Source organism: Allocellulophaga tsushimaensis (assembly GCF_055383085.1).
This window is the reverse complement of the sequence record NZ_AP039451.1, coordinates 1,884,335-1,902,205: the sequence shown is the minus strand read 5'-3', so window position 1 is coordinate 1,902,205 and position 17,871 is coordinate 1,884,335. Positions and strand designations below refer to the sequence as shown.

At 30.8% G+C, this 17,871-nt stretch carries 20 protein-coding genes; 3 read left to right on the top strand and 17 right to left on the bottom strand.

Features of this window, described 5'->3' with window-relative positions:
• The first annotated feature begins 232 nt into the window (after positions 1-232).
• The gene (locus ACZ451_RS08085) at positions 233-1,360 is read left to right on the top strand and encodes a hypothetical protein (RefSeq protein WP_464216611.1); all 1,128 of its coding nucleotides are present in this window, start codon (positions 233-235) and stop codon (positions 1,358-1,360) included.
• 332 nt (positions 1,361-1,692) lie between these two features.
• A complete protein-coding gene (locus tag ACZ451_RS08080; protein ID WP_464216610.1) occupies positions 1,693-2,796 on the top strand; it encodes a DUF4407 domain-containing protein in 1,104 nt (367 codons plus the stop codon).
• Between the two features lie 377 nt (positions 2,797-3,173).
• Here the strand turns inward: ACZ451_RS08080 and ACZ451_RS08075 are convergent, their stop codons facing one another.
• From ACZ451_RS08075 to ACZ451_RS07995, 17 genes are all read right to left on the bottom strand, one after another.
• A complete protein-coding gene (locus tag ACZ451_RS08075) occupies positions 3,174-3,734 on the bottom strand; it encodes a hypothetical protein (RefSeq protein WP_464216609.1) in 561 nt (186 codons plus the stop codon).
• Positions 3,721-4,182 carry an HAD domain-containing protein gene (locus tag ACZ451_RS08070; protein WP_464216608.1) on the bottom strand — a complete coding sequence of 154 codons (462 nt, stop codon included), beginning with the start codon at positions 4,180-4,182 and terminating at the stop codon, positions 3,721-3,723. Before ACZ451_RS08070 ends, ACZ451_RS08075 begins: the two co-directional genes overlap by 14 nt.
• Positions 4,183-4,313: 131 nt before the next feature.
• Complete coding sequence (locus ACZ451_RS08065) at positions 4,314-5,315, bottom strand: metal-dependent hydrolase (RefSeq protein WP_464216607.1); 1,002 nt, start codon at positions 5,313-5,315, stop codon at positions 4,314-4,316.
• A 115-nt stretch (positions 5,316-5,430) separates the two neighbouring features.
• Positions 5,431-7,203, bottom strand: coding sequence for a MutS-related protein (locus ACZ451_RS08060; RefSeq protein ID WP_464216606.1), 1,773 nt, complete (start codon positions 7,201-7,203; stop codon positions 5,431-5,433).
• Positions 7,204-7,255: 52 nt separating this feature from the next.
• Positions 7,256-7,735 (bottom strand): DinB family protein, encoded by a 480-nt coding sequence (locus ACZ451_RS08055; RefSeq protein ID WP_464216605.1) that lies wholly within the window; start codon positions 7,733-7,735, stop codon positions 7,256-7,258.
• On the bottom strand, positions 7,735-8,100 hold the full coding sequence (locus tag ACZ451_RS08050) for an MmcQ/YjbR family DNA-binding protein (RefSeq protein ID WP_464216604.1): 366 nt from the start codon (positions 8,098-8,100) through the stop codon (positions 7,735-7,737). Before ACZ451_RS08050 ends, ACZ451_RS08055 begins: the two co-directional genes overlap by 1 nt.
• 100 nt (positions 8,101-8,200) lie before the next feature.
• Positions 8,201-8,527 (bottom strand): Dabb family protein, encoded by a 327-nt coding sequence (locus tag ACZ451_RS08045; protein ID WP_464216603.1) that lies wholly within the window; start codon positions 8,525-8,527, stop codon positions 8,201-8,203.
• The gene (locus ACZ451_RS08040; protein ID WP_464216602.1) at positions 8,514-9,158 is read right to left on the bottom strand and encodes a DUF4230 domain-containing protein; all 645 of its coding nucleotides are present in this window, start codon (positions 9,156-9,158) and stop codon (positions 8,514-8,516) included. The genes ACZ451_RS08045 and ACZ451_RS08040 overlap by 14 nt, the downstream gene beginning before the upstream one ends.
• Positions 9,159-9,160: 2 nt before the next feature.
• Complete coding sequence (locus ACZ451_RS08035) at positions 9,161-9,913, bottom strand: cyclase family protein (protein WP_464216912.1); 753 nt, start codon at positions 9,911-9,913, stop codon at positions 9,161-9,163.
• Between the two features lie 54 nt (positions 9,914-9,967).
• On the bottom strand, positions 9,968-10,228 hold the full coding sequence (locus ACZ451_RS08030) for a GIY-YIG nuclease family protein (protein ID WP_464216601.1): 261 nt from the start codon (positions 10,226-10,228) through the stop codon (positions 9,968-9,970).
• A gap of 66 nt (positions 10,229-10,294) precedes the next feature.
• Positions 10,295-11,455: a radical SAM family heme chaperone HemW gene (hemW, locus tag ACZ451_RS08025; protein ID WP_464216600.1), complete on the bottom strand. Its 1,161-nt coding sequence runs from the start codon at positions 11,453-11,455 to the stop codon at positions 10,295-10,297.
• A 19-nt stretch (positions 11,456-11,474) separates the two neighbouring features.
• Positions 11,475-12,077, bottom strand: coding sequence for a crossover junction endodeoxyribonuclease RuvC (gene ruvC, locus ACZ451_RS08020; protein ID WP_464216599.1), 603 nt, complete (start codon positions 12,075-12,077; stop codon positions 11,475-11,477).
• 11 nt (positions 12,078-12,088) lie between these two features.
• Positions 12,089-12,490 (bottom strand): hypothetical protein, encoded by a 402-nt coding sequence (locus ACZ451_RS08015; RefSeq protein ID WP_464216598.1) that lies wholly within the window; start codon positions 12,488-12,490, stop codon positions 12,089-12,091.
• Positions 12,491-12,669: 179 nt separating this feature from the next.
• Complete coding sequence (locus tag ACZ451_RS08010; RefSeq protein WP_464216597.1) at positions 12,670-13,548, bottom strand: energy transducer TonB; 879 nt, start codon at positions 13,546-13,548, stop codon at positions 12,670-12,672.
• A 116-nt stretch (positions 13,549-13,664) separates the two neighbouring features.
• Positions 13,665-14,804 carry a tetratricopeptide repeat protein gene (locus ACZ451_RS08005; protein ID WP_464216596.1) on the bottom strand — a complete coding sequence of 380 codons (1,140 nt, stop codon included), beginning with the start codon at positions 14,802-14,804 and terminating at the stop codon, positions 13,665-13,667.
• A gap of 38 nt (positions 14,805-14,842) precedes the next feature.
• A complete protein-coding gene (locus ACZ451_RS08000; protein ID WP_464216595.1) occupies positions 14,843-16,843 on the bottom strand; it encodes a TonB family protein in 2,001 nt (666 codons plus the stop codon).
• 16 nt (positions 16,844-16,859) lie between these two features.
• Complete coding sequence (locus tag ACZ451_RS07995; protein ID WP_464216594.1) at positions 16,860-17,219, bottom strand: BlaI/MecI/CopY family transcriptional regulator; 360 nt, start codon at positions 17,217-17,219, stop codon at positions 16,860-16,862.
• Between the two features lie 131 nt (positions 17,220-17,350).
• Here ACZ451_RS07995 and ACZ451_RS07990 point away from each other — a divergent pair, with 131 nt between their 5' ends.
• Complete coding sequence (locus ACZ451_RS07990) at positions 17,351-17,866, top strand: DUF456 domain-containing protein (protein WP_464216593.1); 516 nt, start codon at positions 17,351-17,353, stop codon at positions 17,864-17,866.
• Positions 17,867-17,871: the final 5 nt, after the last annotated feature.

Below are 17,871 nucleotides of genomic sequence, written 5' to 3'. Positions count from 1 at the left end.
TACTTCAAGATTGTTTATAAAAAAGCATATTCCTAGATATTTTTATGTCAGATTTATGTAATTTAAGCTCTTCCATTGCATTCAACAAAAGCCAAAAATCATTTTTTTTATCGTTAAAATAAAGGGTAATACTCTGATTATAAGTCTATAAAAAAATTTAACATTTTATGCAGTAATGTACGCAAATACTCACGACTTAATTGTCAACTTATTAATTCTAAAAAAAAATATTATGAAAAAGATGATTAAATTTACGATGGTAATTGCATTACTATCTTTAACATTTGCTTCCTGTAGTAGGGAAGAAATTGATGAATCTGTTATCTCAACAGAAAGAGCTGCATTAACAGAAGATCTTGGTGAAAGAAGTTCTTTAACTACCGATTTTGAAGGAAAAGTTGTTTTTTCAAGAACAGAAGCAGCTAGAGGTGAAAACCCATTAGATCTTTCTGGAGATGTACCAACAAGCATCCGTGATTTACGTAGAGAGCAAATTACTGTATCTGGTGAATTAGCTAGATTTGTACGCAGCTTCCGCAGATTAATTAGAGCAGCTGAGCTTTCAGAAACTAACCCTAATAGATTACGCAGATTAGGATTCTTTGAATCTGAAATTGTAGAATTAAGAAGAATTAATAGCGAGTTCACTGAGCTAGAAAACTTTTTAGTAAACTTTAACCCTAATAACTTTACTGCAGTGCCTACTTCAATTGAAGAAGCAAGAGCAGCAGGAATCCGTATTTCTACTCAAGCAGAAAGATTAGGAGACTTAGAAACATTACTTACTAGATCTTTAACAAGAACTGGATTTTTAGATACTTTAAATAGTAGAGATCGTGCTGAATTACGTAGATTAAGAGATGTATTTGCTGCAATTGAAGCTGTTGTTGGTGTTGTAGTTGATCCAGACCCAACTCCAGATCCTGAGCCAACTCCTGATCCTGAGCCAACTCCAGATCCTACTCCTGACCCAGAACCAACTCCAGATCCAGGTGTTGATGGAGATCTTAGTGAAGCACAACAAGCATTTGTAAATCAATTTAGCATTCCTCAAGATGTATTAGATGAATTAATTGCAAGAAACTCTCTTGATCGTGTTATTGGTAGAGTACAGACACAACTTTCAAACCCAGGTAACATAGTTCCTTTAGGTAATGATTTATTTGAAGTGAACCTTACTGTTGATCAAGGAACTCGTATTACAAGAGTACAAAGAACAAGATCTCAATTAGAAAGTAACTTTGCATTTGGGTACTTATTAGAATCTCTTTTTGATACTAGATTCCAAACTCCAAATACAAATGAAACTTTTGCTCGTATGGGAAGAGAAGTATTTGCACAATTATTAGCTACGCTATAAATATTATAACTCTCAATAAGAGATCATAATTTTTGCCCTGTTATTCTAATAACAGGGCATTTTTTTGCGCAATAATCATATGGTATTTAGAATAACTTTTTAAACCTTAATCTAAATTCACATCTTACCTAAAATCTAAAGAGCAAAACACGGGCTAATAGCTGATAGTTACATATTCATCTCTTTTCTTCTCGTAAAAAACTACAAAACTACCACCTGTAATCATTAATAATGGTTAAAGCCTTATTTTTAATGACTTTTTTGTAACAAATCATCATAAATTACGTTCTAATAGTCTATATGAAATTCATCAATCAAAAAACTAACGTATCATGTTACAAAAATTCTTCATTTTATGCTCTGGAGCAGACACTGCAATCTTAAAAACATGCTCTCCTGGGGAGCGGAATAAATATGCTGGTATAGGCGCTACTGTTTTCTTTACTGCAGTTATGGCCTTCATTGCAAGTGCATATGCATTATATACTGTTTTCGATAATGTATATACTGCTACCTTCTTTGGACTTATCTGGGGTTTACTTATTTTTAATTTAGATCGTTTTATTGTCTCTACCATTAAAAAAAGAGATAGCTTTAAAAGTGAATTACTACAGGCTGCACCACGTATTGTGCTGGCAATCATAATTGCTATAGTAATTTCTAAACCTTTGGAAATGAAAATTTTTGAGAAGGAAATTAATCAGGTTTTGTTAACGCAAAAGAATGAACTTACTTTAGCTAACAAAGACCAAATTGCATTGCAATACACGCCTACTATTGAAAAATTAAATGAAGATATTGCGGCTTTAAAAACAGAAATAATAGACAAGGAAGCTGAAACCAATGCACTTTATGACACTTATATTTCCGAAGCAGAAGGTACAGCTGGCACTAAACTTTTAGGCAAAGGACCTGTTTACAAAGAAAAAAGAGAAAAACATGATGCTGCGCTTACAGAATTAAGATTATTAAAAGAAATAAATGCTAAAAAAATAGCGGGTGTAGAAACACAAATTACGGCTTTAGATAGTGAGTATAAAACAGCAGTTAATGGTTCGCAACCTATCATTGATGGTTTTGATGGTTTAATGGCCCGTATAAATGCCTTAAATGAATTGCCTTGGCTACCTTCTTTCTTTATATTCTTGCTTTTTTTAGCCATTGAAACTTCGCCTATTATTGCAAAATTATTAGCGCCTAAAGGCGCATACGATTATAAATTAGAAGAAGAAGAAAGTGTGCTAAAAACTTGGGTAACACAAAAAGTAAAACAAAGAGAACAACTTCTTGAAACAGATCAAAGTTTAAACCAGAAAATATATAATGAGATTGCAGAAGAAGAAGCTGTTTATGCACACAAAAAGAAAAAAGCAGAAGAGTTATTAAAATTACAAGCAGATGCTTTTCATGATTTGCAAGTTAAGGGGCTTAGTTGATATAAAAATATTTGTTTTAATTTTAGAAATGCATTTAGTCAAGGAACTGACTTAAATATTAGTGGACAATCAACATGTCCCAAGTGTGGCACATTAATGACACAAGTAACGCATAGGCTTAGACCTCCAAAACAAAATAATAGTAAAAAATGGGAAGTTACACGTTTTCTAATGGAAAATGGTTTTTTGTATGAACACGTTTATAAGTGTATAGCCAAATATATGAATCTAGCAAGGCAAGTCAGCCAGAACCAATCGATTTATTTGCATATTTCCATTTCTTATTTAATTTGTAAAAATTAGCGCCGCTTCAAAACGGAAATGATCTTTCAATAGTTGCCAAATATTGATCTGATTTCATATATAATGTTAGGTAGCTACAGTTTATTTTTTACAAATACTTGGTCTAATTCCATATACATTTTTAACGATTTTTCTCCTTCTGATTTGATATTGTCGTATAAAGAATTCGCGATTACTCTTATTGCATTTTTTTCGGTTTCATTCAAGTTGGGATATTTAAATTCTCCCTCATTCATATGATTGAGTATTTTATTTCGTTTAGATTTGAAAGTATCCAATGTGTCATTTTCCCGACATATTTGTAATAAGTGGCTTTCCCAATCTAAATATTCTTTCTTTTCATTTTTTCTTCTTTTGTTACAATCATTACATACTGGAACAATATTACCTGGATGATGTAAACCAAATTGAGTTCTATTAAACATTATTAAATGTTCAATTTGAAGCTTTGAATTTTTATCTCTACAATAAGCACATTCTCCGTTAAAAATCTCATCTCTTATTCTTTCCCATATTCTTTTAGACTTCCCAGAACCAGTATTAAAAGATTTTCCTAAATAATATTCTCCAATTTTTGTTAATAGAGCTCTTACTGCTGTGTTAGAAGAATCAGATACTGTATTATATATTGCCATTGATGATTATTTTTATTTTTTCAGTCGCTTCTTTTAATTTTTCCAAATTAAACCCCTTTGTTAATTCTGTCAAAATCAGACTCTCTTTTATTCCGCTTTCTAGTCCGTTTAATGATTTGTCATCATCGATAATCAAAAAGTCAGACACTTTAAATTCCGTTACAAATTTCATAATTTCCTCTTTTCGATTTCTACAATCAGTGTATTCTGGCAAAAATCCAACGATTTCTTTTTTTATTCCACGATTTTTGAAAATCAGATTGAATTCTATGAGATTTTTCACAGTCCGTCGAGTCGAACTCAACCAAATATCAAATTCAACAAGAGTGAGAAGTTGGTTTAAGTTTTCTACACAAGATTTATTAAATTCAGAATATCCATCCGAGTGAATTCGGTCGGCTTTCCAAGATGGATTTGTTATTAATACACCATCTAAATCTAATATCAAAAATTTCTTGTTTTTCAAATTGTAGTTAACTATAAAATTAAAGGACTTAACGTATTAGAAAACTTTACCACTTATCCAGAAAACATAGGAAATGCAAAAGCCTTTGCTAAAAAATATAAAGCATAGATAATTTAGTTTCCTAAAACCCTTCCCCAAAGTGCACCTAGTAGTTTTTCGGCATCTTCTCTATACTTGGGCGTTTCTGTAATACTAATAATGCCATTTTTTTCTTTTATTTCATAAGCAAAGGCAAATCGTTTTTCATTTGTTTCAAAACTCATTAATCCAAATCTAAGATCATTAAAAAAAAGTTGATCGTCTTTTTTACTGATGGTATACCAATGCTCCGCTATTGTTTTAAGTCGGTTTATTTTATCGTTGTCTTTTAGTTTTCCCAATAAATGATGATTTTTAGGATAACTCGTAAAAATAATTGGGTTAGAGTCAAAAAAAGAATAATTGGCTAATAAGTAATGATCTCCTGCATCTATATTTGCGGACCATAAAATAGAATTAAATGGTGCTGGCCTTGTATCTATTTCTTTATATGCAATTCCTTGCTCTTCTAGAGCGGTTACGAATTTTTGATAAGAGATTCCTTTTAAAACTAATGTAAGTAGCAAATAAGAAGTGCTTAACAATAAGCCTAAATTATTATAACGCCTTCGTTTTGCTGCTGTTCGTTTTTGAAACATGGCTAAGATTACAAAAACTAAAAATGGTAAAGTATATAGCGGATCTATTACAAATATATTTTGGAATGCTAAACGTGTTTTAAAAGGCCAAAAAAGCTGTGTACCCCATGTTGTAAAAGCATCTAAAACAGGATGTGTAAATAAGCCCCAGGAAAATAACCAAATCCATCCTTTAAGATCTGCTTCTTTTTTACGTTGTATTTTGTAGACAAGCCAGCCAAAAACTGGAGCAAATAAAATAGAAAAAAGAATAGAATGACTAAATCCTCTATGCCATTCTGTTGCCGTAATAGTATCTGTAAAATAACGTGCTAAAACATCTAAATCTGGTATTGTACCAGCAATAGCACCATAAAGCATGGCTTTATTCCCTACTTTTTTACCCAAAACAGCTTCGCCAACTGCTGCTCCTAAAACAATCTGTGTTAATGAATCCATAAGTCCCCAGCCCCCAAAGGGGGCATAATTTAAAATACAATTATTATTTCCAAATTAAACTTAATATTAGTATTATTTACTGACTACTTCATACTACATACTCAATACTATTCCCTTAATCTACAATTTCCATTTTCTTTAGTAAAAAAGAGGCATTCATATTCTGGCAAATTCCATCTTTAAACTTATAATCAAAATGCAATTCATCATCAATAATTTCTGCATCAAAATAATGATTTTGCACTTGTGGTAATTCATCTGCAACTTCGCATAAACTAAGATCATGTGTAGCAATAATACCTGTAGACTTAGACCTCACTAGTTTTTCAACAAATTTCCTGGAGCCTTTTGCTTTATCTGTACTATTAGTGCCTTTTAAAATTTCATCTAAAACAATAAAATAGCGATCGTTTTGAATTTCATCTACTACAAATTTCAAGCGTTTTAATTCTGAAAAGAAATACGATTCATCATCTGTAAGTGAATCTGTTGTTCGCATACTGGTAATGAGTTTTATGGGCGAGTAAGTTACTGAAGTTGCACAAAGTGGTAACCCTGTATTTGCCATTACGATTTGTAAGGAAACGGTTCTTAAAAAAGTACTTTTCCCCGCCATATTAGCGCCTGTAATAATAAAAAATTGTTCTTTACTTACTTTAAAATCATTTAAAACACTTTTCTTAGGGTCTAATAATGGATGACCAGCTCCTATAGATTCTAAAGTAATACCATCATCATTTAAAACAGGGTAGGTATATTTTGGATGATTAAAGGCAAAATTCCCTAAACTATTATAGGCATCAAAAAAAGCGATCGTTTCGAACCAATTAGCAACACTTGCTCCATTTTTTTCTATCCAACGTTCTATTTTATACGATTGTCTAATATCCCATAGCACAAAACCATTGGCGATAAAACCAAATAGCATATTGTTTCTTTGGTCTAAAGCACTTAAAATTTTTGAGAATTCTTTTAAAATTTCTGAGGTAGTAATACCATCTTTTACAACTTGTGCCCTCTTCTGTTTTAACAGTTCTGAGCTAAACTCAATATTTTCTATTTCTAAAATTAACTTTTGGTACTGATGAAAGGTACTTTGTATTCTACCGGTATCAGAAGACAGTTTCCCTATACTTTTTACATAAATACCAGTGATCCCTAGTCCGACTAAAAAAACTACTAACAAGGTCATAATAGAAAGTGGCACTATAAAAAACCCAATAATAGCTAGTAACGATATGATGGAAAATACAATGGGCAAATATTTCATTGGTCTAGGTAAAAAAGCCTTGTATTGCGCTAACCAATCTAGAATAGCAACATAATGTGTTTCTGTTTTTACTAAAGAGGCTACCGCTGAAAATTCTTGTCGCCATTCCGGAAGTGCTGCTAATTCTGCTATTGCTTTTTGCTTGGCATCAATATGGTCTATTTTGTTTTCCATAAATATGTTAGCTAGGGTTTCGCTTCCCTGTGGCAGTACTGTTCTATTTAAATATTGATAAAAAGAACCTTTTCCAAACAAATCGATATCCTGACTAAAAAAATGTAATGAGTCTTTAAATTCATCTCCATCTGGCAAGCCGTGGAAATCTCTTTTCAAAACAGCAATTTCTGTCTCATTTGCTTTTTTTAAAGCTATAATTTTATCTCTCCTATACTGTAAATTTGTGTGTCGGGAAACTAAAAATAAAAAACAGACAATAGTACCTAAAATCACTGCAATCATATATTGTGCATTGCCATATACTAGATATAAGCCAACTGCAGCTAAAACAAAAACCACAAGCCTTGCCATACTAGACGCAAATAATTGTTGTTTTACTTTACTTAATTGGGTATTGTATACCGTTAATTTATCAGTGTAAAAAGAGATAAGATCTTGCATTACATCCAAGCTAAAAAATTAAAAAAGCAAAGATATCATTGTTCTGCATATTCTAAGCCTTTTTTAAGATGGAATACAGTATCGCTATCTGACCTAAATGATACGTGTCATGCTGAACCATGCCAGTAAGCAGATCGTAATAATTATAATTTTTAGAGGGGACCTTCTTTTTTAAAAAATCATCAGAATACTTTTTAAGTTCCTCTAAAATTAAAGTCTGCGTACTTTTTAATTCTCTCAGTAAATTATCCCATTCTTCTGCTGTTTTAATTTCAATTTTAGTCCAATCAGCAGTGCTATTCATTTCTACGGCATATGTCTTATCTCCTTCTAGTTTTTTTAAGACAAAAATCCTCCAATTTATGATATGTTTTACTAGTACTGCTATAGATTTAGAAAAATATTTTGGAGTAGCATTCACATAAGTATATGTAATAGTTTCTAGTTTTTCTATAACAGAAATTCCATACCAAGGCTCACCATTAAAAGAATCTTGGATTGTTTTTTCTAATTCAATTATTCTCGTATTCATTATGAATTTGATAGTGCCTCTAAAGCAGCTTTCAATTTTTTAGTGAATTTAGAAACTACTAAATCATATGAATGATCTACTAATTCTAAAATTAATTTTGGTGGCAATTCTCCTAAGTATAGTGTATTCCAATGTACTTTACTCATATGATATCCTGGTATAATGACACCATCATATTCTTCTCTTAAACTTATTGCCCTTTCTGGATTGCATTTAAGGTTTACCTGAGAAGGCTGCCTTTCTAAAGCGCATAATGCAAACATTTTACCCATTACTTTAAATACTAAGGTATGTTCATCAAAAGGGAACTCTTCTGTAACTCCTTTTTTTAAAAGACAATAATCTCTAAATTCTTCTATGTTCATGGTTCTTAAATTTCAGATAATACCAAACGGGTTTTGGAAACTAATACCAGGCAAATTTTAAATAGCTAATACCTGACAGGTTTCAAAAACCAGTCAGGTGTTAATTTATACCAATAGAATCATACACAATTACCTTATTCCATAATTCTTTACATTCTTCTATAAATAATAAATGTGCTTCTTCTGTTTGATAGGCTTCTTGAGCGTCTGCAGACTCAAAGGTTACAATTAAAGAATAGGTAAACGAGCCATCTACCACATCTCTACTAGCTTTTGGTGCTTTACCTATAAAATTAGTTTCAGCGTATAACGAAGCATCTAAAAACTTTTGTAGTGATTTTTCAAATTGGCTACAATCTGCTTTGTTTTCAGGATTCTTAAGCCAAAAATAAACGGTGTGTGCAAAATTAGGATCAAATTTTTTCATCTGTATTTTTTTCAATAAGTTTTGTTTCTTTATTAGTTTGTAAATCAATAGCACTGTAATCTAATTTCCAACCTATAGTTTCCGCAATAGAGGTCACCATCTGTATGGCATCTAAAGCATCTCGCTTTGCGGTATCTATTAAACCACTTTGAGGAATTTTAGTTCTTATATGTTGTTTTGCTTCTTGATTTACTGCATTTAAATCATCTGGAGAAAAAGAATTAAACATTCCATTTTTAATATCATAGAATTCTAATTCTGGCTGAATTGACACGATTTCTGGTTGTGGGAAATGCGTAATAAAAATAGTTTTTTGTGCATCATCAGTGCGTAGGCTTACCTTTTTTAAATCATAACCTATAAATACTTTTGCATTAATTACGATAAGTGCTTTCTTTTTACTGCTTACCATACTTAAAAAACGTTCTTTGGTATTTTCGTACTTATAGATTTCAGCAAAATCTCCTTCAACAGAGATTAATTTGCATACACTTTTTATCTTTTCTAGTAACACATGAGATTGATGGGTGGTAAGCTCTTTTCGTTGTTTTTTACGAAAAAAAGAATACACCCAATAGGTAGTGATAGCGCCTAAAATTAATCCTAATATCGTATCTAAAATATCACCCATTTTTATTCTTTACTAATTGCATATAAAACTGGCCTGCTAGGGCTTGCATCATTCTCAAAAGGGGCTACTTGCAAGTTTAAAAAGTAGGTTCCGTCTTTTATGGTGTTTGCCACATAAATAAATTCTGTTATAGTAGCGTTTGTTCTTCTTTCTCCGTCAAAATTCCAAAAAGCTTTATGCGCTACTAAAGCGCCATCATCTTTTTCTTTATCTACAGAAGGTAAATCTATTAATAAATGTGTTATTCCTTTTTGCACTAAAAGTAATGCTGCATCTTTAGTTAAATAGGGAGGGTTTGTATTGGAATACTGTTTTGATTTTTTGTCTGAAAGGTTTGGAATTGTTCTGATCACAATAGCTTCTCTCTTTTTATTACCAATAGCATATTGTAATTGTTTTTTTGAAATGATAAAATCTTCTCCTAATTTTTCTGGAGCTATTGTAATGACCTCAGCTAAAAAGAAAAATTGTTTTAAATGCTGATTTACAGAATAAAACTCCTTTGTAATATGTCCAACACATTCTGTATGGGTACCATGTGCATGTGGGTTAAACCAAATATCATTAAAATTAGTTGAACTTCCTTCCGATACTTTTCCTATAAAATCACCTTCCGTATGCGGTGTTATTTTAGGTGCTTTTATATACCATGCATTTACATTTTTAGCATCCGCTGTTAGCGTCATTGAAATATCTAAAGGTTTTGATAAATCTATACTATAGTTTTTACTATTTTTTTTGATTGTTGCTTGCATTTCATTCATTCTGAATTTATTTCAGAATCTATATTAATTTATCTTCAAGATTTATTAAATCTGGATTATGTTTTTAATTAGATTCCATTTCCATTCTTTGTGCCAATTTTTAATTTGCTTTTCTCTCTTAAAAGCATTTTTAACATCTTCAAATTCTTCATAATAAACTAAGAATTTCATATGGTATTTTCTGGTAAAAGCAGCTCCTTTACCTATTTTATGAAGCTCAATTCTTTTCAAAATATCTTTTGTAGCTCCAATATATAATAAAGTTCTTGTTGAATTACTTAAAATATAAAAATAACCTTTTTGCATAGTTTATATTAAAAATACAACGAATTGTAACAAATACTACAATCTATTCAAACTTAGATACTGAAACTAGTTCAGTATAAATAAATCTGATGCGATACCGTCTGCTAAAAACTTTCCTTTTTTACTTGTTATCAATTTTTTGTCATCAATAAAAAGCAACTGCTCATCTCTATATTTTTCTGATTGTTTTAAGAGATAATCGTAATAATGAGTACCGAACTCTTCTTTGATTTTTTCTAAAGAAACGCCCCAAATAGTTCGTAAACCAGTCATTACATATTCATTATAGCGATCTGTTTTTGATAATTTTTCTATTTCAGAGGGTAATATTCCTTTTTCAATCGCTTTTATATACTTAGCATTGTTATTGATGTTCCAGCCTCTAGAAAGCCCGTTATAAGAATGCGCAGAAGGTCCAATTCCTATATATTTTTTGCCTAACCAATATGCGGTATTGTTTTTAGAAAAGAAACCAGGTTTTCCAAAATTAGAAATTTCGTAGCTATCAAAACCTGCTTTCTCTAGCGTTTCAGATAAAATATAAAAATGTTCTTGTGCCACTTCATCATCTACAGGTGTAATAAGTCCTTTTTTTATAAAAGTAGCTAAAGCTGTTTTGGGCTCTACAGTAAGCGCATAACTAGAAATATGCGGAATATTAAAAGATAAGGCTTTTTCTATATTTTGTTTCCAACGCTCATTACTCATATTAGGCATTCCATAAATAAGATCTATAGAAATATTACTAAAGAGGCGCGTTGCAATTTTTAAAGAAGTTATTGCTTCTTTAGCAGAATGCGCACGGTTCATTAACTTTAAATCTTCATCAAAAAAAGATTGAATTCCGATACTCAATCTATTGACCTTACTTTCTGCTAATTGTTTTATTTTTTCTTCAGATAAATCATCTGGATTTGCTTCTAAAGTTATTTCTGGATTGGGTATAACTTTATAATGTTTGTAAACAGTGGTTATAATTCGATTGATTTCTGCTGTGGTTAAAACAGATGGCGTACCTCCACCAAAATAAATGGTTTCTACAGCATTATTTTTATACTCCTCTTTCCGAAGCTGCAATTCTTTTTGCAAAGCCAAGATCATTGCTTCTTTCTTACCCATGGATGTAGAGAAGTGAAAATCACAATAGTGACAAGCCTGTTTGCAAAATGGAATGTGGATGTAAATTCCCCCTACACCCCCAAAGGGAGAATTTTTATTACTATTCATAATTAAGTATTACCAAAATCTAATTTTTCTTTTTTCTTAGGTTTATTTGTAATGTACTTTTAGCTCCCCCTTTGGGGGCAGGGGGACTATTCTGTTTCACAAAAGCATCCCAACCCGTATAACTTTTCCCTATTTCTACCCTTCCGCTATTATAAAAATGACAAACGGCAGCGGCTAATCCATCTGTACTATCCAAGTTTTTAGGCAGTGTTTTTAAGCCTAGCATGCTTTGCAACATTTTTGCTACTTGTTCTTTACTAGCATTACCATTACCCGTAATGGCCATTTTTATTTTTTTTGGAAGGTATTCTGTAATGGGTATTTCTCTAGAAAGTCCAGCAGCCATAGCAACCCCTTGTGCTCTTCCTAATTTTAACATCGACTGAACATTTTTTCCAAAAAACGGAGCCTCTATTGCTATTTCATCTGGGTTATAGGTATCTATAAGTTCTATGGTGCGTTCAAAAATGAGTTTTAGTTTTAGATAAGGGTCTGTATATTTGGTTAAAAGCAACTCATTCATTTGCACAAATTGCATTTTTTTATTGACCACTTTTATTAAGCCAAAACCCATAATAGTAGTTCCAGGATCTATACCTAAAATTATTTTTTCGTTTGCCAAAAGAACAGAGTTTATTGTGTATTTAATATAATAGGTATTCTAAATTTTGCGGTAACAGGCATTCCTCTTTTTAAAGCTGGTTTAACTTTTGGTAATACCGAAAGGCTTTGTGTAATAATGGCATCAAATTCTGGTATTTGATCTTTTAGAATTTGGTTATTTTCTATATCTAATACCCAAATTTCTCCTTCCTTATTCATTACAAAATCTACATAAATGGTATCATTTAAACTTTCTTTTAAAACAAACTCATACTCTTGCACTGTCATTTCAAAGTGTGTTAAAAGCGTTTCTTCAAAGCATTTTCGGTTGATTTCTTTTGAATTAGATTCATCACAATTATCAAAAAGGGGATATTGATCTATAGCATTAAAATCTATTTGCTGCATTTCTTCTTCCACTAATTTCCGCATCTTTTGTTCCTTAGTGGAAAAAAAATCACATGAAAAAAGCAATAAAAACAGACTAAAAAGATAGAAATATCGCATTACACTTAAATATGAGGGGAAATTACGATTTTTTGCTTTTATACTAATACATAAAGCCGAAGATTATACTTCAGCTTTAAAATAAAATAAGTTCTATATTTATATTACTCCTTAATTATTTTTTCTGTATCTAATTTAAAAGTAATAGGTACAGAAAAAGGAACTTTTACTACTTTACCCCTTTGTTTTCCTGGTTTCATTTTAGGTAATTTAGACAAGATCCGTTTTGCTTCTTCTTCCAGAATTTTGTGAGGACCACGCATCCTTATATTATCTATAGTTCCATCTTTTTGTACAATAAACATTGTATTAACCCTACCTTGGAATCCTTTTTTTTGAGCTTCTTCCGGATAACTAAAGTTTTTCCTAATATGCATTAATATTTTCTCCTGAAAACATGCTCTTTTATTAGTGGCTTCTTCACAACCTGGGAACACAGGAACATCTTCTATTATAGCAAAAGGGACATTCATATCCTTGTTATCTTCTGAAGTATCTACATCTTCAATTTCAGTTATTTCTGTTTTTGGTGGAAGTTTAAATACAATAGGCAAGCTGTAAGTAACTGGCAGTACTTTTCCTGTTTGTTTCCCTGGCTGCATTTTAGGCAACTTTGATAAAATACGCAATGCTTCGGCTTCTAATATTTTGTGAGAACCACGCATCCTTATATAATCAATAGTTCCATCTTTTTGCACAATAAACATTGCATATACCCTACCCTCAATATTTTCTTTTTTGGCTTTTTCAGGATATTTAAGATTTGTAGCAATATGCTCATCTATCTTTTCCTTAAAACATGCTATTTTATTAGTTACTGTTTCGCAACCTGGGAAAACAGGAACCTCTTCTATAACTGAAAACGGCAGAGGTGCATCATCATTTATACTCTCCTCAACTGCAATATCATCTATTATGATTTCTTCTTGAGAAAAAGCTAAGTTCGTTATTAAAAAAACAAGTGAAAGGGCAATTCTTTTCATTATTTAGTTTTTAAAGATTAGGAAAATATAACTATTTTAAAAATCAGATTATAAATATAAACGAAGAGTACTTTGCTAAAAAATTTATCAGATTAAAAATCATATTATATTTATTTCTAATTTTTCTGACTAAAATGTATTTCCTCCTTTAATTCTGAAATACGTTTTTTAGCAAAAGTTAAAAAATAATCTTCCTCTCTATTAAATTGGCTTAGCATATTTTCATAACACTTTAATTTCTGTTTTGGATCTTTATAATATTGATCCCCAACAATACAAACTTGATAAAAATTTATTATGTTCCCTTTATCTTCTTTTAGTGCTTTTTTGTAATATGTTAAAGCGCCTTTATAGTCTTTTTTTTGAGACGCTATATTTCCTAAGGTTCTGTACTCTTTATCGAGTATTACAATATTTTCAGAAATAGATTTTTTAATATAATAAGCAGCACTATCTAGTTCTTTATTCTTTAAATATACTTTGGCAAGATCATATAAAATTTTTGGATCTTGATTTAATGGATTCAACATTAACTTATAGGTGTTCTTAGCCTTTTCAAACTCCCAATTTTTAAAATAAGCATAAGCGAGCCTTTGGTAGATGTATGGTTTTTCTTCATTTAGAGCAATTAATTTTTTAAAGTAAGGGATTGCTTTTTCATACTGCCCATTATTAAATAGTGCTAAGGCTTTTAAATTTAATAATCCAGCATTATGATCGTCATAGCTTAGGCCAAGGTCTAAATATGCTAATGCTTCATTACTTTCTCGTTGTTCTACATAATACTTAGCTACTTTGTAAATACTTCTCAAATGTGTACTATCTGTTATTATTGCCTTTTTATATGTTTCTAAGGCAAGGTCTAAAGAATCCAAATCTGTGAATGCGTTTCCTAGATAATAGTAATATGCGGGATTATCAATGTTCTCTAATGTTAATCTTTTAAAAACTGCTAAAGCTTTTTGAGGTTTTTTAACTTTTAAATATAATTTCCCTAATTCATAATTAGCAACTTGTAAGGTGGTATTATTACGAATAAGGTACTCGTATTGAAGTATAGATTTACTATAATTACCATTGCTATTATAGGCTCTAGCAATTTGTAATTTAGCGTTTATGGAGTTAACTTTTGAATAATAATTAATGGCTTTGCTATAGTTCTCAATAGTATATAAGCTATCTGCAATAGCCAAAGCCGAAGACTGTGCTTCGGCTTTTGATAGAATTATAAATAGTATAAATGCTATTTTTTTCAAGCTCAACGTAAACTAGTTACACAATTTAATTTTTCTAATTACTCTTCTTCAATCTTCTTTTCTAAAGCCTTAATTTGCTTATCCAAATTTAGTATTATAGGATTTGTTTCGTCTACTTTTTCTAGCAATCGTTTCCTTTCATTCAGTAGTGCTATATATCTACTTGTAGGTGGGTAATATTCATTCTTTTCATTATGAAGTTTAAAAGTAATTGGAATTGAAAAAGACATATTAACCTTTTTACCTTTATGCTTACCTGGTTTCATCAAAGGTAGTTTTTCTATAATACGCCTTGCCTCTTCTTCTAATAGAGGGTTTGGACCTCTTAAACGCAGATTTCTTACTTCTCCATTTTGAGCAATACTAAACATTAAATTTACTCTACCTTCTATTCTTTTTTTCTGAGCCGCTTCAGGATAACGGAAATTTTTTCTAATATGAGCTTGTATTTTTTCTTTAAAACAAGCCCTTTTATCTTCAACATCTTCACAGCCAGGGAATATTGGAACCTCATCTATTACGGCAAATGGAATATCTAACCCATCCTGAACCGAGACTTGCTCTATATTAGTGTTTTTTAAGTTGTGGGGTTTTTCTAAAATCTTAGCTTCTTCATCAGCTTTAATTTTTTCTAAATAGGCTTTTTCTAAATCTCTTTGAGTTCTATGCGCTTCGTCTTTCTGCTTTTCCTGATCAGCATGTAATTTAAATGTAATCGGAATAGAATACGGCACATTAACTCTTTTACCTTTATGCTTACCTGGTTTCATTTTTGGTAAGCTTTTTATAATCCGATTGGCTTCTGATTCTAAGATTGAATCTGGTCCTCTTTGGCGGATATTCTTTATTTCTCCGTTTTTTGCAATCACAAACAATACAGTTACTCTCCCTTCAATTTTCTTTTCTTGCGCTACTTCTGGATAACGAAAGTTTTTCCTAATATGTTTTTTTACTTTTTCCTGAAAACAATTTCTTTTATCACCAGCATCTTCACAACCTGGAAATACAGGCACTTGATCTACTTTAGTGAATGGGATATCTTTTTCTTCTTGTAGTGTAGTTTTTTGTTTTTCAATTTGTTCTAAGGCTTTTGTTTCTTTATTTCTTTCTCCTCTTATATTTTTATTTAAATCTGTATTATTTGCATTTTGATTAAATTCTACTCCTACAGGTTTATTTGACTCTTCTTCAATAGCAGTATAAGCCAACATCGCAAATACTATTGGTAATAGTAATACGTATTTTAATTGATAGATTTTTTTTGATTTTGATTTTTGTAACATGACGATTCGTTTTTTGATTAATGATTTTGATGCAAATTGATTGATGAATGATATATCTTGAGTCTGAAAGACTTTTGCTAATAAAAATTGATACTGTTCCTTTTTGTTTGTTTTGGCTACCTCAGCATCCGCAATAAACTCATGCAGTTCTGAAATACGTTTTTGATATACATAAACCAATGGATTAAACCAACCTACAATGCGCATGAACTCAAAAAACAATAGGTCATAAGAATGCTTTTGCTTGATATGTATAAGTTCGTGTTGAATGATATTTTCATACTCATTTTCTAAAATTTTATCCCCTAAAAAAATCGATTTAAAAAAAGAAAAAGCTAAACTACTATCCTTAATAATAATACGAGTAAAATAGCTGAAGGAGCGCACATCTCCCTTTTGTCTTAATTTATATAATTGTAATAGTTTATAGCCAAAATATAGCAGTGCTAAAAACATTCCTCCAAATAAAATAATATACTCCCATGGCATTGAAAAACTAGTAGCTTTGACGTCTTCTAGCGTAATACCTTCTAAATTGTTTGTATTCCATAAAAATTCAGGATAATCATAAAAATCAGTTGAAACTTCTGTTTTTAGGGCTTCAATCTTTATCCATGGTAATAGCATAGATAATAGATATGTCCCTATTAAGTAACTTCTATTCCATTGAAAAAAAGTTTCTCGCTTTAAAAAAAAATCATAAATAAGTAAGAATACCAATTGAAAAGCAATGCATTCTAATATATATTGTAGCATTTATGTTTGTTTTTAATTATTCTTCTTTTTTAATATCATTTAAAATAGATTCTAATTCCGATAAGCTCATATCATTCTTTTTCATAAAAAAAGAAACCATACTTTTAAAAGAACCTTGGAAATAACCATCCACCAATTTAGTTATAGACTGATTGCTGTAATCTGCTTTTTTTAAAATTGGAAAATATAAATATCCTTTCCCCTCCTGTTCATGGGCTACAAAACCTTTACTCTCTAGAATACGGACAATGGTAGACACCGTATTATATGCTGGTTTTGGTTCTGGCAATTCTTTTATGATGGCTGCAACATTGCATTTTTCTAATTGCCATAATAACTGCATTACCTCTTCTTCTGCTTTTGTTAATTGTTTCATTCAACTAATTTTATAGTTCAAATATAACTAAAATTTTAGTTTAAACTAATTTTATAGTTTAAAAATTAATTTGAATCTTCTTTTCTGTAACAAAAACACCCTATCTTAGTCTTATAAGAAAAATACTGTAGATGGATATTGCTTTACTTTTACTAGGCTTACTTTTAATGTTTTTAGGCATTATTGGGAGCTTTTTACCTGTTTTGCCTGGACCTCCTATTAGTTGGCTTGGGCTTTTACTCCTTTTTTTAACCAAAGCTGTACCCAACGATTGGTGGTTTCTAGGTATTACGCTTGCAATTGCACTACTCGTTTTTGCTATAGATTATGTGATCCCAGCAATAGGAACTAAAAAATTTGGTGGTAGTAAAGCTGGAATGTTTGGAACAGTTGTTGGCTTATTAGTCGCTTTGTTTTTTCCTGTTTTAGGAATTTTTGGAATAATTATTTGGCCATTTTTAGGGGCTTTTGTTGGAGAAATATTGAATAATAAAGACCAAAAAACAGCCTTAAAAGCTGCTTTTGGTTCTCTAATTGGTTTTTTAACGGGTACTTTTTTAAAGTTCTTTACCACTATTGTATACCTAGGTTTATTCTTTTCTAAAGCATGGCAGTACAGAGAAGATTTGTTTTCGTTTTTTTATTAAATCCA